The following is a 19,894-nucleotide window of genomic DNA, read 5'->3' as shown; positions in this document are numbered from 1 at the left end:
GGAGAATAGCATGCCCGTTCGTTCCATGTTCGCGATCTCCGTGTTCGCGCTTGCCGCCGCCGCCACCGACGTTTCGGCGCAGGCCCGTTCCACCACCGCTGGCTTCCACCTTGGCGCGGCGCTCAACGGCTCGTCCATCAATTTTGACCTCGAGGACGAAGAGACCGACACCGAGAAAGGTTTCGGGATCAGCCTGACCGCCGGGTACAACTTCACTCCGCAGTTCGGCGTGCTGATCAACCTCACCGGCGCCAACGTCGAGGCCGATGGCGGCAGCTTCGGGCTGGGCCATGGCGACCTCGCGGGGCGCTTCTCGTTCGCCAACCCGGCGAGCGCGCTGGTGCCGTACCTGGAGCTCGGTGTCTCCAGCATCGCGCTGGTGGAGGAGGACGCGGAGAGCGGTGAAGACGTCCAGATCTCCGGGACCGGCTTCACCGGCGCGGCGGGGCTCAACTACTTCTTCAGCCCGAAGCTGGCGCTGGACGCCAACCTGCGCTTCACCGCGGGCGAACTGGACACGATCAAGATCGGCGGCGAGTCCCAGACTACCGACGAAGGCGTCGACGCGACCACGGCGCGCATCAACATCGGCATCTCGTGGTTCCCGGGCGGCGGGCGGTAAGCTCGTAACCCACGAACAGCGGCCTCACGCCGAGACGCGGAGGCGCGGAGAAAGCTCCTCCGCGTCTCCGCGTTTGTACAAGCAACCGCGTTTCCCACCCAACTTCCTGAACGGAGCGCTTCGCCGCGCTTCCACCTTCGCGACCCTGCGGCGCGAAGTGAAGGAGACGGGCTCCGCCGCGTGCGCCGCAACATCCAATGTTCTGATCCTGGTACCCGGGATTCGGGGCGGCGCCGCCGCCTGTCCCAGCTCTGGCGACGGATCGGCAAGCCCGCTCCGTCTATCAGCACGCACGGTCGTCTGAACATTGGACGGATCCGTTTGCGCGGGAGAGCCCGTCTCCTTCACTCCGCGCCATGGAATCCCGGCAGGGCAGGTACTGTGAGGCGCTCCGTTCAGGAAGTGGAGGTGCGGGGGTCAGGATGCGAGCTGAACCGCGACGGCTTCGCGCACGGCGGTGCCGTCGAGCAGCGTTTCGGGGTCGAGCGGGGCGAGGGCGCGGGCGATGGCGGGGAGGATCGTGTGCCAGGGCGGATCGGGCGCGCGGAGGGTGGCGGTGAAGGGGGCGCCTTCGACGGTGCGCCAGCGGCGGCCGTCGTGGACGTACGCGGCGACGTCGGCGCGAATGGCGGGGCCCTGCGCGTCCGTCCACGCGTGCGCGACCAGCGTCAGCCAGACGGGGCCGTCGACCGCGTGGACGATGGGCCCCCTGCGGTGCGTCTCCGTCCAGCAGTGCGGCGAGCGCCCCAGGACGGGGTGCGGCGCGCCGGGTACGGCGGGGAGCGCGGGCCAGGCGAGCTGCGGAAGCTCGGGTACCCCGCGAAAAGTCTCGGCGTGTGCGTCCCAGCGCAGGCGCTGCGGATAAGCGCGGTCGGCGGCGCGCGGGGCTTCGGCGGCTTCCAGCCAGCGCATGGGGCTGTCCAGGACCGCACCCTGCGCGCCGCGCATCCAGCGCGCCCACTCGCCGAACTGCGCGTGCAGGATGCGCCGCGTCTCGCTACGGTCGGCGCCAAGCACCGGGGACCCGATGCGAGCGCCGCTGTCGTCGCGCTCCAGCCACGACTCGGCGGCCTCGCCCCCCTCGCGCCGCTCCATCATGGAGATCCCCACCGCGCGGCAGCGGTTCTCGCCGGAGCTGCGGCCGGCGCCGGTGCGGTAGACGTGCACCAGGCGGCGCGCCACGCGGTGGATGCCGTTGCGCTCGTACTCCAGCAGCCCGCGGTACAGCCCCTCGTGGCGTGGGCAGCGCCACACTCGAGGGTGGAGGCGGCTGTCGCCCAGGAGGGGGAGGGGATCGTCGGGCGTCCACGGATCGCCGTGGTCGGGGAGGACGCCGCGCGCCGGGACCTCGATCCAGGGGAGCCCAAGGGTGCGGTACTTGGCGGCTTTCTCGTCGTCCACCGCGTGCGATGCGTAGACCTCCACGGCCGCCACGATGGCGCCGCCGCGCAGGAGCACCACGTCCGCGCGCAGGGAGGGAAGGGAGTGCTCCACGCGCACTTCGTCCCACTCCAGCGGCCACGCGTTCTCGGGGGCGGCGGTGCAGCGCTCCGTGCTCCGCTCCTGCGGCACGCGGTGGCAGACGGGGCGCACGCGCAGCGGCCCGCCGCGGCCGAGCTGCTCCGCCAGGTGCACCTTGGCCGCGTGGTGCAGCGCCCCCTCGCCGCGGGCGGCGGCGCATTCGGAGCCGGCCAGGTGCGCGTAGTGGGGGCGGTTGCGCGCGCCCAGCTTCAGCCAGACCCGCTCCAGGCAGACCGGACAGAAGCTGCGCGGGCGGCGGCGCGGCGGGAGCGCGCGGTAGGCGATGACGGGCACGAGGAGGTGCTCCACGCCCGGCTCTTCGGGGACGATCCGATCGTTCTCGTCGCGGAAGGGGCGGCGCGCGCCGTCCACGGCCGCCACGGACGCGGCGGCGGCTCCGGCTTCATCCGCCGCGACGTACGCCCACGCCAGGCGGATCTCGGCGGCGCGGGACTCGCGGGTCTCGGTCAGACGCCCTGCGCTTCGAAGCGCAGGGTGCGGCGTTCGATCTCCAGCTCCGCCATGTGCTTCCTCCGTCGTTCATGGTGCGCGTTTCGCCTCGGAATGTGGCGGGGGCGGTTTCGTGGGGGCAAGGCCGGCGGGGGCCCTCACCCCCGCTCGTTCCTCGCTGCCCCCTCTCCGTTATCGAGAGAGGGGGCGGAAACACCGTGGATGTGGATGATCTACTGGAGAACTCGTGTGCGGATTCCGGCGTCGATGCTCGTGCTCGCGCTGCTCTGGGTCGTGCCGGTGGGAGGGCAGGGGGTGCGATCGGTGACGCTGCGGCTGGACAACGACATCCTCGCGTTGCGCGGCCGGGGTGCGCCCGCGGATTACGATTACACGCAGGGGCTGGTGCTGGGTGTGGAGCTCGACTCGGCGTCGCGGTGGATGCCAGGGCGGCTGCCCGCGTGTGATGCGACCGGAACGGAGGTGTGCGTGCGGACTCGCATCGAGGCGGGGCAGCGCATCTACACGCCGCGTCGGGATGCGTCGAACCCGATTCCCGGAGAGCGGCCATACGCGGCGTGGCTCTACTTAGGGGGCGGCATCGCGCGGGAGAGCGGGCGCGGTGTGCGGTCGCTGGAGGTGGAGCTCGGCGCAACGGGGCCGCCCGCGATGGGTGAGTGGGTGCAGAACGGGGTGCATCGGCTGACGGGATCGGAGCGGCAGGAGGGGTGGGCCCACCAGACCGGCTTCGAGCCCGGCATCCTCCTGCGCTTCCAGGAGGGACGGCGCTGGGATGGGGGCGCGGCGCGAGTCGAGCCCGCCATCAGCGTGGAGCTGGGGAACGTGAGGACGGCGGCGGCGGTGGGTGCGTCGGGCGTGCTGGGGCGCGGCACGGGTCCGTATGCGCGGCTGGGCGGGCGGCTGGAGTGGGTGGTGCGCGACATCTTCCTGGACGGCAGCACCTTTGGGAGCCGCTCCACCGCCCGCAAACTTCCCTTCGTGAGGGAGGGCGAGGCGGCGGTGGGGTTTCGGGCGCGGAAGTGGTCGGCCGAGTACCGCTTCGTCGCCCGCTCGCGCGAGTACCGCGCGCAACCGGAGCGACACGCGTACGGCTCGCTGGTGCTGACGGTGGCGCGCTGAGCGGGCCGTCCGCAGCGTTGTGCCCAGATGGAAGCCGGCCCCGGACGGAATAGTCCGGGGCAGCCGCCCGGGCGGCCGCCGGTTCGCGTGAAAGGCGCACCCAGTGCATCTTGCTAGCTGACGCGCGCAGGCGGACGCGCGCGGCTCGCCGGCCGTGGAACCGAAGGCTCGCAAGCGTCGTAACACATGTGTTTCCAATGCCCGGCGAACGTCCGGCGCATCGGCTGGCCTCTGCCAAACACGACCCGTGAAGAAGTCCACTGCCGTACGCCTTACCCTGGTATCCGCCCTGGCCGCCGGCGCCGTGGGGTGCGCCGACGAACGCCCGGAGCAGACGATGCGCGGGTGGTGCGATCCCGAGAACCCCGACGTGTGCGACGACCGTCCGCGCACCGGCTTCATCCCCATGTTCTTCCCCATCTACCACCGCGGCATCTACTACGACAACCGTGGGATCGGGCGCACCGGGCCCGGCGGCGCGGTGGTGGCCAACGCGCCGCGCCCCACGGTTTCGCGCGGCGGCTTCGGGCGCACCGGGGCCGGGCGCAGCAGCGGGATCGGGCGCGGCGGTAGCTGAGCGTGCGCCACGAAGCCAATCCGCCGCGCCCGGACTGGGAGCGCCGCGTGGAGGAGGTCGGGCTCCGCCACCACACGGCCGGCGGAGTGCCGTACTGGACCGAGGAGGCGCACTACGTCTTCTCGATGGCCGAGGTGCGGCGCGTAGAAGACGCCACGCGCGAGCTCCACGCCCTCTGCCTGGACGCTGCGGAGGCGGTGATCGAGGGGAAGCGCTACGCCGAGCTGGCGATCCCGCCGCTCGCCGTGCCGCTGATCGAGGCGTCGTGGGAGGCGGACGCGCCCTCGCTGTACGGGCGCTTCGACCTGTCGTACGACGGGCGCGGCGAGCCCAAGATGCTGGAGTACAACGCGGACACGCCCACCTCGCTGGTGGAGGCTGCGGTGGCGCAATGGTACTGGCTGGAGGACCGCTTTCCCGGCGCCGACCAGTTCAACCGCATCCACGAGGCGCTGGTGGAGACGTGGGCGGAGCTGCGCCCCTACCTCTTCTCCGGCCGCGTCCACTTCGCCTCCCTGCCGGACGCGGAGGACGAGGCGACCGTCGAGTACCTGCGCGACTGCGCGCAGCAGGCGGGGCTGGAGACGGTGCAGCTCCCGGTGGAGGAGATCGGGTGGGACCCGCGGGCGCGGGAGTTCGTGGGCGTGGAGGGGCTGCCCATCCGCTGCGTCTTCAAGCTGTACCCGTGGGAGTGGATGATGCACGAGGAGTTCGGGCAGAACCTGGGGCGGGTGCGGGCGCCGGTGCAGTGGATGGAGCCCGCGTGGAAGATGATCCTCTCCAACAAGGGGATCCTCCCGATCCTGTGGGAGCGCAATCCCAGCCATCCCAACCTCCTCCCCGCCTACCGCGACGACCTCCTCTTCACCCAGGCCGACGCATACGTCGTGAAGCCGCTCCTTTCGCGCGAGGGGGCGAACGTGCGCATCGTCTCCCCCTGGCACACGCAGGCGGAGACGGGCGGCGACTACGGCGAGGAGGGGTTCGTGTTCCAGGAGTACGCGCCGCTCCCCTCGTTTGGCGAGTGGCAGCCGGTGATCGGCAGCTGGATCGTGGGGCAGAGCCCGGCCGGCATGGGCATCCGCGAGTCCGCCGGGCCGATTACGGACAACCTGAGCCGGTTTGTGCCGCATCGGATCGAGGGGTGACAAGTGCGTTAGTGCGTTAGTGCGTTAGTGCGACGGCGCGGAGGCCGGCACGGGGCATTGGCGCCACGCGCGGAGTTCTCCCCCTCGCCCGCCCTGCGCCCCCGCAGGCGGGGGAGGGGGCCGGGGGGAGGGGGCACTTTGCGCGGCCCTTTCGCGTCCGCTACACTAGTCGCGGAATCCCACCGGGAGACGGACTTCACCCCCTTCAAGCTTGCGGCGGAGTAATCGATGCTGAAGCTAGACCTGGTGCACACGCTGGCGTTCGCGGGTGTCGTGCTCGTGGTTGGATACGGGGTGCGGCGCATGTTTCCCGTGCTCGCGCGCTACAACATCCCCGGCCCCGTGATCGGCGGGCTGATCGCGTCGCTGGTGGGGTGGGCGGCGCACGCGCGCGAGACGCCGCTCTGGGAGTTCGACACCACGCTGCAGGCGCCGCTGATGATCGCCTTCTTCACCACCATCGGCTACGCGGCGTCGCTGCGGCTGCTGAAGGTGGGCGGCCCGCAGGTGCTCCTCTTCTTCGGCCTCGCCACGGTGTTCGCGGTCGTGCAGAACGTCGTGGGGGCGGGGATGGCGACGATGTTCGGCCTGCACCCGCTCTTCGGCGTGCTGACCGGGTCGGTGACGCTGACGGGCGGGCCGGCGACGGGGCTCGCATTCGCGCCGACCTTCGAGGCGGCGGGGGTGCCGGGCGCAACCACCATCGCCGTCGCATCGGCAATGGTGGGGATCGTCTTCGGCGGGGTGATCGGTGGGCCGGTGGGAACGCGGCTGGTGGAGCGGCACCGGCTCAATCAGAAACTGCGCACCCCGGCCGAGATCGAGACGCCGGTCGCCACCGAGATCGTGGAGGCGCAGCTCGCCGAGCCCGCCCCCGCCGCGCCCTCGGGGGAGGACGAGGGGTCCTGGGAGCTTCTCAAAGCGGTGGTGCTCATCCTCCTGGCGATGTGGGCCGGGTCCTGGGTCAGCGCCGGCTTCACCGCGCTGGGCGTCACCCTCCCCGCCTACATCGGCGCCATGCTGGTCGCCGCGCTCATTCGCAACCTGGATGACGCGCTCGGCTGGATCGGCATCCGCCAGAGCACGGTGGACGACGTGGGGAACGTGGCGCTGGCGCTCTTCATCGCCATGGCGCTGATGACGCTGAAGCTGTGGGAGATCTCGAACCTGGCGCTCCCCATGCTCGCCATCCTCGCGGTGCAGGTGATCCTGGTGGCGCTGGTGGCCGCCTGGCCCGTCTTCCCCCTGATGGGGCGCGACTACGATTCGGCGGTGATGGGCGCGGGGTTCATCGGCTTCATGCTGGGCACCACGGCCAACGCGATGGCCAACATGCGCTCGATGGTGGAGCGGTACGGCCCCTCGCCGCGCGCATTCCTGGTGGTGCCGATGGTGGGCGCGTTCTTCATCGACTTCACCAACGCGGTGATCATCACCGTGTTCGTGAACCTGCTGAGTTGATGTCCATCCGCCCCATCGTCCGCCTGGGCGACCCGCTCCTGCGCGAGATCTGCGCGCCGGTAAACGATCCCGCCGATCCGCGCGTGGCGGAGACGGTGCGCGACCTTGCGGACACGCTGGCGCACTCGCGCGCGACCACCGGCTACGGACGCGCCATCGCGGCGCCGCAGATCGGTGTGCTGGAGCGGATCGTCTTCCTGAACGTCGATGGCGCGGCGCCGTGGCCCTTCGTCAACCCGTCCATCGCGGCGCACAGCGACGAGGTGGTGACGGTGTGGGACGGATGCCTGAGCTTCCTCAGCATCTTCTGCCAGGTGCCGCGCTGGGCGTCGGTCACCGTGCGCTACCAGGATCTCGCGGGCGCCTGGCACGAGGTGGAGGCGGATGGCGACCTGTCCGAGCTCCTCCAGCACGAGATCGACCACCTGGACGGCATCCTAACCGTGGACCGCATGACCGACGTGCGCACGCTGGTGACGCGCGAGGAGTTCGAGCTGCGGTACCGGGCGGAGTCGCCGTACGGGAGGACCCCCTCCCCCCGGCCCCCTCCCCCGCCTGCGGGGGCGCAGGGCGGGTGAGGGGGAGAACCCGGCGCGAGGGGCGTATGTCGTTGCCAGGCGCGCAGATCCGGTTGGGCGCGCGATTCATCGCGCCCGTGTCTCGCGCGGCTCGGCCACCCGTTCACGCACACCGAACCCGTAGGGGCAGACCTCCGTGTCTGCCCACCCTTGCCCGCTCGACAACCCCCGCGGGCCGCACGGATTCCTGTAGGGGCCGCCCCACCTGGTTGCCCGTGCCTGTCCCCGCGCCGCTCCCCGCCCTTCGAGGCCATGCCCGCCTTCACCGACCTTGCCGCCAGCATCGAGCGGATCACCGGCGCGGATCGTTTCGCGGAGCAGCCGCCGAGCGTCTTCGCCGCGTCCACGGGCGAGGTGCGCAGGCTGGGGCTGGCGCTGGAGCCATCGGCGGCGGTGATGGAGCAGGTGCGGGGTGAGGGGCTGGATGCGCTCTTCCTCCACCGCCCGTGGGGCGTGGAGGTAGAAAGGCTCCCAGCTGACGTCGGGGTGCTGGCGAGCCACCTGCCTTTCGACGAGCGGCTGACCGTTGGATACAACCCTGATCTGGCGGAGGCACTAGGCCTTTCCAGGATCGAGGCGCTGGGGGCGAAGGAGGGGCGTCCGCTCGGGATGATCGGGGACTTCGCGGGCGGGCTGGAGGCGCTTGTGACGCGCATCGCGGCTGAGCTTGGAGAGCCGGAGCACATCGAGCGTGGGAGCGGTAGTCGAACCGAACGCGTGGCGGTGGTCGGCGCGATGACGGATGCACTCGTGCGCGAGGCGGTGGCCCGGGGCGCGGGCGCCTACGTGACCGGTCAGATGCGCGCCCCCGCCCGCGCCACGATCATCGAGACCGGGATCGCCGTCGTCGCGGTGGGCCACAGGCACGCCGAGGTGTGGGGCCTCCACCTGCTCGCCCGCCTTCTCCGCGCGGAGTGGCCGGGGGTTACCATCGTTGTCCTCGACGCGCCGTGAGCCTTTGCCCCCTCTCACGAGAACGGCGAGGGCGCAGCGAGGTGACGAGCGGGGGTGAGGGCCCCCGGCGCGCGCCTTGCCACCACAAACCGGCGGGGAACCGCGTACACCGCGTACGGAGGGGGGTGAGGACGTGCAGAACGACGCACAGAGCAGCGCCGGCAGGCTCAAGCGGCTGGACGGGCTGGCGTACCTGCTGGACAACTCCATCCCCATCCCCGGCACGGGGGCGCGGGTGGGGATCGACGCGCTGATCGGCCTCGTCCCCGGCATCGGCGATGTGGCGGGGACGGCGATGTCCGCCTACATCGTGATGCAGGCGGCACGGATGGGCGCGCCCGCCTCGGTGGTCGCGCGCATGGTGCTAAACGTGGGCGTGGAGACCATCGTGGGCACCATCCCCTTCCTCGGCGACCTGTTCGACGCGGGGTGGAAGGCCAACGCGCGAAACATCAAGCTGCTGCGCACGGTGGTGGAGCAGCCCGGCGTCGCGCGCAGGTCGAGCCGCGCGGTGGTGCTCGGCGCGGGGCTGGCGCTCCTGCTCATCCTGGCGGCGATCGGGGTGGTGGCGTTCGCGGTGGTGCGCGCGATGTGGTACTGGCTCACGAGCCCAGGCGGACCCGGACTGACGTGATGCACGGAGGGCCCCGCGGCGATGCGGGGCCCTCGTTCAAACGTGTGCGGGTCAGAAGTCGCGCGAGCTGGCTTCGGCGGAGGTGCCGGTGGTGCCGCTGGGGTCCTGGCCCAGGACGATCCCGCCGTTCTCGGTGCGCCCCGGCGCCTGCTGCTCGCCCTCGGTGCCCGCGGCCGCGAAGCCGCTGGCGTCGCCGTAGCTGCCGTCCTCCGGGTCGGGGGCGGTGCGGGCCTGGCGCTCGCCGCGCTCCACCTCGTTGCCGCTGACGTCCGAGCCGGCTCCGGCCATCCCCTCGCGGCTCACCATGTCGTCCTGGTCGGAGAGGCGCTCGCCCTCGCTGCGGCCGCCGGTGGAGTCGTCCAGCTGGCGCTCGGCCATGCCGGGGTTGCTGCTTTCGTCGTTGCGGTCCATGTGTCCTCGCTTGCGTGTGCGGGTCCCTCGCTGCTGGACCCACGTCGGGTGGCAATTCGCATTCCGTGTGTCTGGGGGTCGCGAGGCCGGTCAGGCGGTGAGCAGGATCCGGTTGCCCGCCGGATCGGCGACCCATACTCCGCCCGCATGTGGTGCGGCGTTCGGAAGCCGCTGGAGCGCCGCCTCCAGGCGGCCCCCGGTGTCGAACCGGATGTTGTAGTGATGGAGGCCCGCCGTCCCTGCCGGCCGTTGGGGCGCTCCCGCACCCTGCCAGACGTTCAGCGCCAGCCGGTGCGGGAACCGCCCGCCCGCGTCGAAGTCCGCAATCCGCATCTGCGGCAGGTACATCTGCTGGCGGAGTCCAATTCCGTCGCCGTAGAACCGGCGCGCCGCCTCCAGATCGCCAACGTGCAGGTGGATGTGGCCCACCGTCGTCCCGGGCGGCACCGCCCGCTCCACGTCGCTGTCTGGGAGCCGCGAGAGGAGCTGTTCCACGTCCAGCGGTTCGGTCGGACTGCGCCTCCTCCCCTCGGCGTCGATGACGACGATGCCGCCATCGACCATCTGGACGGAGCGCCTGCGCTCCGGGGTTTCCAGCGCCAGTTCGAGGCCGATCCCGTCCGGGTCGTCCAGGTAGAGCGCCTTGGACATCACGTGGTCCGTCGGGGCGACCGGCCACCGCCGCTCGATCAGCCGGGCGAGCACGCGCGCGAACTCCGGCTCGTCGGGCAAGTGCAGCGCGACGTGGTAGAGCCCGCTGAAGCCGCGCTGTACGCGGCTCGTGGCTCCGGGATGCAGGACGAGCAGCGTCTCGTCTTCGGTGCCCAGCTCGATCCCGGCGTCGTCCTGTCCGCGAAGGTGGAGCCCGACGACGTCCCTCCAGAAGCCCACGGAGCGGGCGCCGTCGATCACGTCCAGATGCACGGGCCCCAGGGTCGCGAAGTCCGCAAGGCCGGCCGGGGCGTCCCCCAACCGGGGCGCATGGTGCTCGTCCATCATCTCCATCTCCAGTCCTCAGGAAGCTCGTAGTCGTCAGGTCCTGACGCGGGCATGGGGCGGCGAGGGTGCCACCCCGGACCGCCCTACTCCGCGGCTGGCGCCTTCTGCTCGTTCAGCCCGTACACGCGCCCGTCCGGTCCGCGGAAGTGGCGGTAGGCGTAGCCCATCCCCTCCACCCGGGTGATCTCGCCCAGCAGCTCGCCTCCCGCGGCGGTCACGGCGCGGGAGGCCTCCTCCACGTCGTCGACGCGGAAGCCGAACGCGATGCTCCCGTTGTACCCGTAGGCCGGCACCGTCTCGGGCGTGTACAGCTCAAGGAGAGTGCCGTTCGGCATCGCGAAGACGCTGATCCCCGGCATCTCCATCATGGGCGAGAGGCCGAACGCTTCCGTCGCCAACTCCTTCATCGCGGCGAACTGCGTTTCGTCCTTGAGCGTAACGGCGTGCCAGGTGATTCCTTCAACTCGCATGGTCGTGTCCCTTGGTGGAGCGCTGCAACCGCGCTCAGCGCTGAATGGAGGCGGGCCTGGAGCGGGATGCCCCACGGGCCTGTGATCGTGACGCGTCCGGGCCGGCAGGGAGACGCAGCCCCTCGGCTCCGGGCACGTACGGCGTGCTCGGAGCCACGCGGCGGATCAGGTCAGACGGCCGTCACCCAGGCCGGCGCGATGCCGGTCCCGCGGCCGGCCATGAAGCCGAGGTAGATGTTGAGCATCCCCAGGGGCTCCAGGTAGCGCGCGTTCGAGAGCGGACCGGCGTCCACGGCCTCGAAGCCGGCGCTCTCGATCGCGCCACGCACCGCCTGCTTCGCCGTCTCGTCGTCGCCGGCGTAGAGCACCTGCACCTTGGTCGCGCCCGGCGCCGAGCCGAGCACCGGAGCGAAGACGGTGTTGAACGCCTTCACGATCCTGGCACCCGGCACCGCCTTCTGGATCTCCTCGGCCGCCGAGGAGGTGAAGCCGACCGTCAGGCCGGAGAAGTCCGGGGCGAGGGGGTTGCTGATGTCGATGACCGTCTTCCCGCTCACGTCCCCCGCGCCGCGCAGCGCATCGGCGGCAGCACCGTAGGGGGTGGCGAGGATGAGCAGCTCGGCGCCCGAGGCGATCTGGCCGTGCGGCACGGCGCGCGCGTTGCCGCCCGCGGCGGAGGCCGCCTGCTCGGCATGCGAGGGGTCCTGCGCCGTGATGGAGACCTCGTGGCCGGCGGCCGCGAGACGCTTCGCGAAGGCGGAGCCCATGTTGCCCCGCGCCGATGATCCCGATCTTCACTGTGTACCTCCCTCTTCTGATGGTTGTCCCGGCGCTCAGCGCAGCGGGTCCAGGCCGACGTAGAGCGGAATGCCCCACGGGTCGGCGGTGATGAACGCATCCGGTCCTGCGGATGTCACCCGCACACCCCCTGCTTCCAGCCGCGCCCGGGCGGCCTGGACATCGCCGTCCGCCGGCAGGTAGATGCGCCACTCGCGCAGCCCCGTGAACTCCGCCGGGCGCGGCGTCGCGCCCTCTCCGCGCCACGTGTTGAAGCCGAGGTGGTGGTGGTAGCGGCCGGCCGATACGAAGGCGCCGGTCCCCAGGTCCATCTGGAGTTCGAGGCCCAGGAGATCCACGTAAAAGGCGCGCGCCTCAGGGATGCTCCCGACGTGCAGGTGCAGGTGCCCTACCCTCAGCCCCGGCGCGGCCGGCGGGGTGACCGGCTCGCCGGCCGTCATCGCGAGCAGCCCCTCCACGTCCAGCGGATCCATGCCCTCGCGCATGTACCTGGACAGCGTCGCCGGCCACTGGTCGCGCGGCGCATCCCACGCGAGCTCCAGCCCGTTGCCGTCCGGGTCGGTGAGGTAGACGGCCTCGTGCGTCTTGTGGTCCGAGCCGCCGACCCGCGCACCCGAGTCGGCGATGCGGCGAGCGGTGCGGGCGAGCTCCAGTCGTGACGGGTAGTTCAGCGCCACGTGGTAGAGCCCCGTGTGCGGCAGGTGCTTGCCGGCGGGACGTGCGCCCGGCTCCTCCTGGAGCACCACGACGTCCTCGTATCCAGGGCCGCCGGCGCTCAGGTGCGCCACCTCGTATCCGCCCTCCCGGCCGCGCGCGGCGACCTGAAGGCCGATGACGCGGGTGTAGAACCCGACCGCCCGCTCGAGATTCGAGACGGCCAGCCGCACCGGCCCCAGCCGGAGCGCGTCCGGCAGCAGGGCGCGCGACTCCCGGGTGTACGGCATCCGGTCAGTGGTCATGGTGCTCATGGTCGGATCCTCGACGAAGAAGGAGCGGTTCCGTGTCCGTTCAGGCGCCACGCGGCGCGATGGGAGCGGCCTTGCCGCGGCCCCAGGCCACGATGGCCGCCAGCGCGCCGAGCACCAGGTTCACCGGGATCATCCCGAACTCGCCGCGCGTGGCGTGGACGAGCGAGGCCAGCACCATCACCACGACGAGACCGAGCGCGGCCAGGACGGTCAGGCGCGGCTGGATCCGGGTCAGCGAGGGGAGGATGAGGCCCAGGGCGCCGGCCAGCTCCGCGGCGCCGATGAAGCGCACCAGGGCGGCGGGCACGCTCCCCACCCACGCCATCTGCGCGGCGAGGTCAGCCACGGGCGTCGCAAGCTTCAACAGGCCGGACATGCCGAAGGCGATGGCGAGCAGGACCTGCAGGGTCCAGAGCGTCACGCGAAGGCCACGGCGGGACTGCGGTGCGGTGCGAGTCGAATCGATGGTGGACATGCTTCTTACTCTCTCGTTGAAACGTGGTTTGTTTTAACAGATGTTACTGCGTGCGAACGGCCGTCTCTCACGACCTGGGGCGCCGGATCTCAGCTGGCGGCGGCCGGCTCCGCGAACAGCTCCAGCAGAGAACGGAACGTCTCGAGCTGCTCGGGCGTGAACCGGCGGAACTGCTCGCGGTGAAGCGCGTCGAGCACCGGCGTGGCCTCCCGCAGCTTCGCGCGTCCCGCGTCGGTGAGCCGCGCCCGCACGAGGCGGCGCTGGACGGGGTCCCGCTCCCGCACCAGGAGCCCCGCCTCGGCCATGCGATCCAACAGGCGCGTCATGTCCGGTACGGGCGAGATCAGCCGCCCACCGATGTCCGTGCCGCAGAGACCCTCGGGCCCCGCCCCGTTCAGAATGCGGAGCACGTTGTACTGCGTGCCGGTCAGCCCGAGCGGCTTGAGCAGCTGGTCCGCCCTGTACATGCCCCGGCTGACGGCCCGTGCGAGCATGACCGCGACCCTCTGCTCAGGCGAAACCGGGAGCGGCCGGGGGTTCGTGGCTCGACTATTCATGTTGTCACAATAATCGGTACAACGTGGGTTGTCAAGGGCGGTAGCCGCCTGCGCCCGTGCGCGCCGCGGCTGCACTTTTCGCGCTCGGCCTCGCGGAAAAACAGCATCACACAGAGGCCACGAAGGGAACCGCAAGGCCACAGAGAAACCCTTTTCTGTTCTTGCCGTTTCCTCTGTGTCTCTGTGTGAGGCCCCGCGGTCACCCGGCCACGGATTGGCATCCGCGGCCGATTCGGTGTATCTATATAGCCCAGCAACCCGATAGCCGACCTCGAACCGAGCATCGATCCGTGGCAGTGGACACCAGCGATTGGAAGGCGCGCGCGCGAGCCGGCTGGCAGCGGCTGCGCGCGGCGTGGCGCAACCGGCAGGAACGCAAGATCGTAATCGGCCTGGGGCTGGTGACGATGGCGTCGTGCGGCACCGGCGGCGTGGTGGCCGCGTGGACGCGCGCCTGCACCGGCACCTGCCCCAGCGCGGACCAGGTCGCCGACTTCGCGCCGCGCCAGGCCAGCCAGGTGCTCGACTCGCGCGGCGCCCTGCTGGGCACCTTCCACCGCGAGCGGCGCACGGTCGTACCCATCAAGTCGCTCCCGCGCTACGTGCCGCTGGCGTTCGTCTCCATCGAGGACGCGCGCTTCTACCACCACGAGGGGGTGGACCCCATGCGCGTGGTGGGGGCGATCCGCGACAACATCCTGGGCGGCTTCGGGGCCACGGGCGGCAGCACCATCACCATGCAGCTCGCCCGCAACCTCTTCCCCCAGCAGCTCCCGGCGGGCGAGAAGAGCATGCGGCGCAAGATCGCCGAAGCCAAGCTGGCGCTGGAGATGGAGCGGAAGCTCTCCAAGGACCGGATCCTGGAGCTGTACCTCAACCACATCTACCTGGGCGCCGGGGCGTACGGCATCGAGGCCGCGTCGCGCACCTACTTCAACAAATCGGCGTCGCAGCTCACCCTGTTGGAGGCGGCCACGCTGGCCGGGCTTCCGCAGGCGCCCAGCGCGTACAACCCGCGCGAGCACCCCGAGCGCGCGGAGCGGCGGCGCAACCGCGTGCTGGAGATGATGAGGCAAGAGGGTGTCATCACCCCCGCGCTCGCCGCCGAGCTCCAGCGGCAGCCAGTGACGGTGGCGCCACCCACCAACGCCCTCCGCTCCCCCTACTTCGTGGAGGCGGTGCGGCGCGAGCTGGAGCCGCGCTTCGGCGAGCTGCTGTACACGGGCGGGCTGCGCATCTACACGGCGCTCGACCCGGTGCTGCAGCAGACGGCGGAGCAGGCGCTGGAGGCGCAGATCAGGGCGATCGAGGGGGGGACGTACGGCGGGTACAGGCACCCGACCTACGAGCGCTTCACGGCGGGGCTCAAGCCGGACCAGGCGGTGCGCCACACGCCGTACCTGCAGGGGTTGGCGGTGGTGATGGACCCCAACACCGGCGCCGTGATGGCGATGGTGGGCGGGCGCGACTTCAAGCAGTCGCAGTTCAACCGCGCCACGCAGGCGCTCCGCCAGCCGGGCTCCGTCTTCAAGCCCTTCGTCTACGCCGCGGACCTGGAGCGGGGGCGCTCGCCCCTCTTCGCCGTGTCGGACGGGCCGCTCACCGTCGGCACCTGGAGCCCCAAGAACTACGACGGGCGCTACGGCGGCCACATGACGCTGCGCTCCGCCCTGCGCAACTCGCGCAACCTGGCCACCATCCGGGTAGGGCGCGACGCGGGGTTCGAGCGGGTAAAGGACCTGGCGCGGCGCGCGGGGATCAGCACGCCCATCCCTGGCTTCCCGTCGGTGTACATCGGCGCGGCGGCGGTGTACCCCGTCGACCTCATCTCCGCGTACGCCACCTTCGGCAACGGCGGCTACCGGGTGGAGCCGCGCTACGTCACCCGCGTGGAAGACCACCAGGGGAAGCTCCTCTGGCAGCCCCCCGCGCCCACGCGCCGCACGGTGGACCCGGCGGTGGGGTGGATCATCACCGACATGATGCGCGAGGTGGTGGACCGCGGCACGGGTTACGGGGTGCGCGACCCCTCCATCGGCGGGATCTCGTACGACATCCCCATCGCCGGAAAGACGGGGACGACCAACTCCGCAACAGACGTGTGGTTCGTGGGGTACACCCCTGAGCTGCTGACCGGCGTGTGGCTGGGGCTGGACAATCCGCAGACGATATTGGGCGGCGCCACGGGGGGAACGCTGGCGGTGCCGGTGTGGGCGCGGATTATGCGAAAAGCGTACGAAACACGGCGCCCTCCTCCAGCATGGCCCCGCCCGCGCAGCGTAGTGGCGCGCCGGGTGAGCGGGGGGCGCGTGCTGACGGCGGACTGCCCGTACGGCGGCGGAACCACGGACTACTTCGCGGCCCGGTACGCACCCCCGGCCAGCTGCGCGGCGCCCGCGGTGCGCACCCCAACCTTTGTCGATCCAACGCCGGAGCTTCCCGGCCGTCCCGTCTTCCCCGGGCAGCCACGCGTGCCCCAGCCGGAAGACTTCATCAAGCCCCAGCCCGCGCAGCCGGAGAAGCGTCCATGAGCTGAGCCGCGGCGGGCGGGGAACCGAGACGAAATGAACCCGAAGCTCAAGATCGCGCTCCTCTCCATCCTCGCCCTCTTCGTGGTCGGCTTCGGCTGGCTCTGGTTCGCGCCCTGCGGCATGGGCGGCTGCGCCCCCGTGAGCGAGCTGGAGCAGTACCAGGCCGAGGGCTCCGAGCTGCTGGACGCGGACGGGAAGCCCTTCGGCACCCTGTCCACGGCCAACCGGCGCGTGGTCCCCATCGACTCGGTTCCCGAGTACCTTCCGCAGGCCTTCGTTGCCATCGAGGACCGGCGCTTCTACGACCACGGCGGCGTGGACTGGAAGCGCTTCGGCGGCGCGCTCTTCGCCAACGTCAAGCGCGGCGGCGTGTCGGAGGGGGGGAGCACGATAACGATGCAGCTCGCCCGCAACCTCTTTCCCAAGGCGCTGCCGTACACCGAGCGCTCCATCCGCCGCAAGGTGATGGAGATCCGCGTGGCGCGGCAGATCGAGCGGGCGTTCGACAAGAAGAAGATCCTCGAGCTGTACATCAACCACATCTACATGGGCGAGGGGGCGTACGGGGTGGAGGCGGCCTCGCGCACCTACTTCGGCAAGCCCGCCGCGCAGCTCACGCTGGCCGAGGCCGCCACCATCGGCGGGCTGGGGCAGCTCCCCTCGCGGCGCAACCCGCGCGAGGACAGGGACGCCGCCCGCACCCGGCGCAATACCGTGCTGCGCGCCATGGCCGACGTGGGCTACGTTCCCCGCGCGGACGCCGAGGCGGCGATGAAGGAGCCGATGCGGGTGTCGCGCCCCAACAAGGACACGCGGCAGCGCGGCTCGTACTACGTGGAGCGGGTGAGGCGCGAGCTGGAGGACCGGGTTGGCGAGCGCTTCTACACGGCCGGCCTGCGCGTCTTCACCGCCTACGACCCGGTCGCCCAGGCCGCCGCCGAGAGCGAGGTGGCGCGCCAGGCCACGGCCATCGAGTCGGGCGCCTTCGGGAGCTTCAACCACCCCAAGTACACGCGCGGCAAGGAGAGCACCGACGCCTCCGGCACCCCGTACCTGCAGGGCGCGGCGGTGGTGATGGACGCGCGCAACGGCGAGGTGCGGGCGCTGGTGGGCGGGCGCGACTACGAGGACTCCAACTACGACCGCATCTTTCAGGCGCTGCGCCAGCCCGGCTCGGCGTTCAAGCCGTTCGTGTACCTGGCCGCCATCGGGCAGGGAGTGCCCCCCACGCAGAAGTTCGAGGACGCCCCGCTGCAGGTGCGGATGTCGCGCGGCAGCACCTGGAGCCCGCGCAACTACACCGGCACCTTCGACGGCCCCATCACCGTGCGCGACGCGCTGACCCGCTCCAAGAACGTGGTCACCGTCAAGCTGGCGCAGGAGGTGGGGATGGGGCGCGTGGCGGACCAGGCGCGCTCGCTGGGCATCACCACGCCCGTCCCTGAGAACCCCGCCGTCGCGCTGGGCTCGGCCGAGGTGAGGCCGATCGAGCTGGTGGGGGCGTACGCCGCCTTCGCCAACATGGGCGAGCGCGTGGTGCCGCACCTGGTTCGCCGCGTGGAGACTACCGACGGCGACGTGCTGTGGGAGGCGGAGGAGGAGCGCGAGCAGGTGCTGGAGGCGGCGGACGCCTTCGTCCTCACCAGCATGCTGCGCGACGTGGTGGACCGCGGCACGGGCACCCCGGTGCGCGCGGCCGGCTTCCGCGGCGTCGCCGCCGGAAAGACGGGGACCACCAACGCCGCCACAGACGTCTGGTTCGTGGGCTACACGCCCGACCTGGTGGCCGCGGTCTGGTTCGGGTTCGACAAGCCGCAGACCATCGTGCGCGGCGCATCCGGCGGCACGCTGGCGGCGCCGGTGTGGGGGCGCATCATGCAGCGCGTCTACGCCCGCCGCCGCGCGCCGCTGGAGTGGGCGCCGCCGCGCGGCGTCGTCACCGAGACGGTGGACCGCGCCACGGGGCTGGCGGTGATGGAGGGATGCCCCGCGCGCGGCCCCACCTACACGGAGTACTTCGTCAACAGCCGCCCGGCCGCCGAGCCGTGCAACGTGGTCGGCGGCTACCCGCCCATGGCGATGGACACCGCCTGGCGCGACGAGGAGTGGGGCTCCACCGACATCCAGCTCCCGCCCATGGAAGGGTACGACCCGGACACGGTGGGGATGACGGACCTGGAGCGCCGCGGCGTGAACTGGCCGGAGCTGGAGGCGCAGCGCCGCGCCGGCGAGCGCCCCCGCACCCCCGAGGCCGGGCGCGTGGAGACGTACCCCGAGCCGGTGCCGCCCACCACGCCGCGCACGCGCAGGCCCCCGACGCGCACGGATGAGCACCCGCCCGCGGAGCCGCGCCGGCCGAGGGTGCTGGGCGAAAAGGCGCCGCCGCCGCCCGCCCCGGAGCCCACGCCGCCCCCGGCGCCGGCCCCTCCGGACACGTCGGGCGGAGGGTCGCCGCTGGGCGCGCGGTGAAACCTCAGGGCCGCTTTGGGGTTGAAGACGCGCCGCATGTTCCGGCGGAGCGGCCACACGGCGCGGGCCCCGTGCCCGCGCGGACACCAGCAGAGGAGAGCGTGTTGACCAGTCATACCCGGCGGGCGGGAGTGCTCGCCTTTACACTTGCAGCCCTTCCCGCGGCGCTTTCCGCGCAGGCCCGCCCCACGGCCGCGCGCGTAGCGGCCCCGGCGGCCACCCCCACCCGCGAGCAGTCGCAGGCGCAGATGGCGGAGCTGCGCTCGATCGCGGCGCGACTCCAGGGGATCCACGCCCGCGCCATGCGCGCCGGCGACCTTACGGCCACGCAGACGACGCTGATGCGCGACATCAAGGCGGCGATGGAGCGGCAGGACCCGGAGCTCCCGCGCCTGGCCACGCGCGTGAAGGCGATGGAGGCCGAGGCGCGCACGGCCGAGGCTCGCAACGACGTGGCGCGCAAGCGGGCGCTGGCGCGCGAGTTCGCCACCATCCAGAGCCGCTTCATGCGCGCGCAGCAAACGGTGATGCGGCAGCCGGACATCGCGCGCCGCGCCCGCGCCTTCGACGACCGCCTGCACCGCCAGATGGTCGCCGCCGATCCGCAGACGGACCAGCTCCTGGCGCGCAGCCGCCAGCTGCAGGCGAGCCTCCAGCGCGCCCTGGCCGGCCAGGTCCCGACCGGCGCCTCCGCCGTCACCCGCCGCACGCCATAGCGCGCGACGCACCCCAACTCAGAACCGGGCCGCCGATCGCGAAGATCGGCGGCCCGGTTTTGCATTTTTGGCTTCTGGGGCGAGTGAACTCGCGGCAACAACAGCACAAAGTCCGCCTGCGCGGACTCCGGGTCCAATGCCGCGTTTCTCGAGCCGGCTTCAGCCGCCTTCCCGTGGTTCCAGCCGGGGGCTTAAGCCCCCGGCGACCGTCGCCGCGCCCCGATCCCGCCCCCGGAGCCTGCGAAGGCAGGCTTCCCGCGGTTGTTGCAGCGGTTTCAACCCAAATCCTGCAAACCAGAGTTTGGGTTGAGCCGCACCACCAGGTTTTCGCTGGTGTGGCGCTTCGCGGCGTGGCGCAGGGGCTCACCACGGCCGCAATTCGACCTCGGAGGGCTCATCCGCACGCGCTCAACAC

19 protein-coding genes are annotated in these 19,894 nt (G+C 71.6%); 11 read left to right on the top strand and 8 right to left on the bottom strand.

Annotated features, from left to right (window positions below):
- Positions 1-10: 10 nt before the first annotated feature.
- The gene (locus VF584_21585) at positions 11-622 is read left to right on the top strand and encodes an outer membrane beta-barrel protein (protein HEX8212782.1); all 612 of its coding nucleotides are present in this window, start codon (positions 11-13) and stop codon (positions 620-622) included.
- 417 nt (positions 623-1,039) lie between these two features.
- On the opposite strand, the gene VF584_21580 is transcribed toward VF584_21585, so the two are convergent.
- Positions 1,040-2,524: a competence protein CoiA family protein gene (locus VF584_21580; GenBank protein ID HEX8212781.1), complete on the bottom strand. Its 1,485-nt coding sequence runs from the start codon at positions 2,522-2,524 to the stop codon at positions 1,040-1,042.
- Between the two features lie 297 nt (positions 2,525-2,821).
- Here VF584_21580 and VF584_21575 point away from each other — a divergent pair, with 297 nt between their 5' ends.
- The 7 genes from VF584_21575 to VF584_21545 all read left to right on the top strand — a co-directional run bounded on the left by VF584_21575 (position 2,822) and on the right by VF584_21545 (position 9,085).
- Positions 2,822-3,733 (top strand): lipid A deacylase LpxR family protein, encoded by a 912-nt coding sequence (locus tag VF584_21575; protein HEX8212780.1) that lies wholly within the window; start codon positions 2,822-2,824, stop codon positions 3,731-3,733.
- 247 nt (positions 3,734-3,980) lie between these two features.
- Positions 3,981-4,310, top strand: a complete 330-nt coding sequence (locus tag VF584_21570; protein ID HEX8212779.1) for a hypothetical protein — start codon at positions 3,981-3,983, stop codon at positions 4,308-4,310.
- A gap of 2 nt (positions 4,311-4,312) precedes the next feature.
- The gene (locus VF584_21565) at positions 4,313-5,458 is read left to right on the top strand and encodes a glutathionylspermidine synthase family protein (protein ID HEX8212778.1); all 1,146 of its coding nucleotides are present in this window, start codon (positions 4,313-4,315) and stop codon (positions 5,456-5,458) included.
- A gap of 228 nt (positions 5,459-5,686) precedes the next feature.
- Positions 5,687-6,919 carry a sodium/glutamate symporter gene (gltS, locus tag VF584_21560; protein HEX8212777.1) on the top strand — a complete coding sequence of 411 codons (1,233 nt, stop codon included), beginning with the start codon at positions 5,687-5,689 and terminating at the stop codon, positions 6,917-6,919.
- Positions 6,919-7,497 (top strand): peptide deformylase, encoded by a 579-nt coding sequence (locus tag VF584_21555; protein HEX8212776.1) that lies wholly within the window; start codon positions 6,919-6,921, stop codon positions 7,495-7,497. The genes gltS and VF584_21555 overlap by 1 nt, the downstream gene beginning before the upstream one ends.
- Positions 7,498-7,749: 252 nt before the next feature.
- Positions 7,750-8,451: a Nif3-like dinuclear metal center hexameric protein gene (locus VF584_21550; GenBank protein HEX8212775.1), complete on the top strand. Its 702-nt coding sequence runs from the start codon at positions 7,750-7,752 to the stop codon at positions 8,449-8,451.
- A 133-nt stretch (positions 8,452-8,584) separates the two neighbouring features.
- Positions 8,585-9,085 (top strand): DUF4112 domain-containing protein, encoded by a 501-nt coding sequence (locus VF584_21545; protein ID HEX8212774.1) that lies wholly within the window; start codon positions 8,585-8,587, stop codon positions 9,083-9,085.
- A gap of 51 nt (positions 9,086-9,136) precedes the next feature.
- Here VF584_21545 and VF584_21540 read toward each other — a convergent pair whose 3' ends face one another.
- The 7 genes from VF584_21540 to VF584_21510 form a co-directional block, all read right to left on the bottom strand.
- A complete protein-coding gene (locus tag VF584_21540; GenBank protein HEX8212773.1) occupies positions 9,137-9,496 on the bottom strand; it encodes a hypothetical protein in 360 nt (119 codons plus the stop codon).
- 90 nt (positions 9,497-9,586) lie between these two features.
- On the bottom strand, positions 9,587-10,495 hold the full coding sequence (locus tag VF584_21535) for a VOC family protein (protein ID HEX8212772.1): 909 nt from the start codon (positions 10,493-10,495) through the stop codon (positions 9,587-9,589).
- Positions 10,496-10,578: 83 nt separating this feature from the next.
- Positions 10,579-10,965: a VOC family protein gene (locus tag VF584_21530; protein ID HEX8212771.1), complete on the bottom strand. Its 387-nt coding sequence runs from the start codon at positions 10,963-10,965 to the stop codon at positions 10,579-10,581.
- A 170-nt stretch (positions 10,966-11,135) separates the two neighbouring features.
- On the bottom strand, positions 11,136-11,732 hold the full coding sequence (locus tag VF584_21525) for an NAD(P)-binding domain-containing protein (protein HEX8212770.1): 597 nt from the start codon (positions 11,730-11,732) through the stop codon (positions 11,136-11,138).
- A gap of 66 nt (positions 11,733-11,798) precedes the next feature.
- On the bottom strand, positions 11,799-12,731 hold the full coding sequence (locus VF584_21520; GenBank protein HEX8212769.1) for a VOC family protein: 933 nt from the start codon (positions 12,729-12,731) through the stop codon (positions 11,799-11,801).
- Positions 12,732-12,771: 40 nt separating this feature from the next.
- On the bottom strand, positions 12,772-13,206 hold the full coding sequence (locus VF584_21515) for a DoxX family protein (GenBank protein ID HEX8212768.1): 435 nt from the start codon (positions 13,204-13,206) through the stop codon (positions 12,772-12,774).
- A gap of 89 nt (positions 13,207-13,295) precedes the next feature.
- On the bottom strand, positions 13,296-13,673 hold the full coding sequence (locus VF584_21510; GenBank protein HEX8212767.1) for a MarR family transcriptional regulator: 378 nt from the start codon (positions 13,671-13,673) through the stop codon (positions 13,296-13,298).
- Between the two features lie 380 nt (positions 13,674-14,053).
- Here VF584_21510 and VF584_21505 point away from each other — a divergent pair, with 380 nt between their 5' ends.
- From VF584_21505 to VF584_21495, 3 genes are all read left to right on the top strand, one after another.
- On the top strand, positions 14,054-16,294 hold the full coding sequence (locus VF584_21505) for a PBP1A family penicillin-binding protein (protein ID HEX8212766.1): 2,241 nt from the start codon (positions 14,054-14,056) through the stop codon (positions 16,292-16,294).
- 33 nt (positions 16,295-16,327) lie between these two features.
- Positions 16,328-18,763 carry a PBP1A family penicillin-binding protein gene (locus VF584_21500; GenBank protein HEX8212765.1) on the top strand — a complete coding sequence of 812 codons (2,436 nt, stop codon included), beginning with the start codon at positions 16,328-16,330 and terminating at the stop codon, positions 18,761-18,763.
- Between the two features lie 104 nt (positions 18,764-18,867).
- Positions 18,868-19,479 (top strand): hypothetical protein, encoded by a 612-nt coding sequence (locus tag VF584_21495; protein ID HEX8212764.1) that lies wholly within the window; start codon positions 18,868-18,870, stop codon positions 19,477-19,479.
- The last annotated feature ends 415 nt before the right edge of the window (positions 19,480-19,894 follow it).

Source organism: Longimicrobium sp., assembly GCA_036389135.1.
Taxonomy (GTDB): domain Bacteria; phylum Gemmatimonadota; class Gemmatimonadetes; order Longimicrobiales; family Longimicrobiaceae; genus Longimicrobium.
The sequence above is the reverse complement of the archived record's forward strand: the minus strand, read 5'-3'. Positions and strand labels throughout refer to the sequence as shown.

Excerpts from the sequence above, each read along its gene's own strand:
- VF584_21555 (HEX8212776.1), top strand. The coding sequence starts at position 6,919 with ATGTCCATCCGCCCCATCGTCCGCCTGGGCGACCCGCTCCTGCGCGAG.
- VF584_21540 (HEX8212773.1), bottom strand. The coding sequence starts at position 9,496 with ATGGACCGCAACGACGAAAGCAGCAACCCCGGCATGGCCGAGCGCCAG.
- VF584_21530 (HEX8212771.1), bottom strand. The coding sequence starts at position 10,965 with ATGCGAGTTGAAGGAATCACCTGGCACGCCGTTACGCTCAAGGACGAA.
- VF584_21535 (HEX8212772.1), bottom strand. The coding sequence starts at position 10,495 with ATGATGGACGAGCACCATGCGCCCCGGTTGGGGGACGCCCCGGCCGGC.
- VF584_21550 (HEX8212775.1), top strand. The coding sequence starts at position 7,750 with ATGCCCGCCTTCACCGACCTTGCCGCCAGCATCGAGCGGATCACCGGC.
- VF584_21510 (HEX8212767.1), bottom strand. The coding sequence starts at position 13,673 with ATGTACAGGGCGGACCAGCTGCTCAAGCCGCTCGGGCTGACCGGCACG.
- VF584_21575 (HEX8212780.1), top strand. The coding sequence starts at position 2,822 with ATGATCTACTGGAGAACTCGTGTGCGGATTCCGGCGTCGATGCTCGTG.
- VF584_21500 (HEX8212765.1), top strand. The coding sequence starts at position 16,328 with ATGAACCCGAAGCTCAAGATCGCGCTCCTCTCCATCCTCGCCCTCTTC.
- VF584_21525 (HEX8212770.1), bottom strand. The coding sequence starts at position 11,732 with ATGGGCTCCGCCTTCGCGAAGCGTCTCGCGGCCGCCGGCCACGAGGTC.
- VF584_21515 (HEX8212768.1), bottom strand. The coding sequence starts at position 13,206 with ATGTCCACCATCGATTCGACTCGCACCGCACCGCAGTCCCGCCGTGGC.
- gltS (HEX8212777.1), top strand. The coding sequence starts at position 5,687 with ATGCTGAAGCTAGACCTGGTGCACACGCTGGCGTTCGCGGGTGTCGTG.
- VF584_21520 (HEX8212769.1), bottom strand. The coding sequence starts at position 12,731 with ATGAGCACCATGACCACTGACCGGATGCCGTACACCCGGGAGTCGCGC.
- VF584_21585 (HEX8212782.1), top strand. The coding sequence starts at position 11 with ATGCCCGTTCGTTCCATGTTCGCGATCTCCGTGTTCGCGCTTGCCGCC.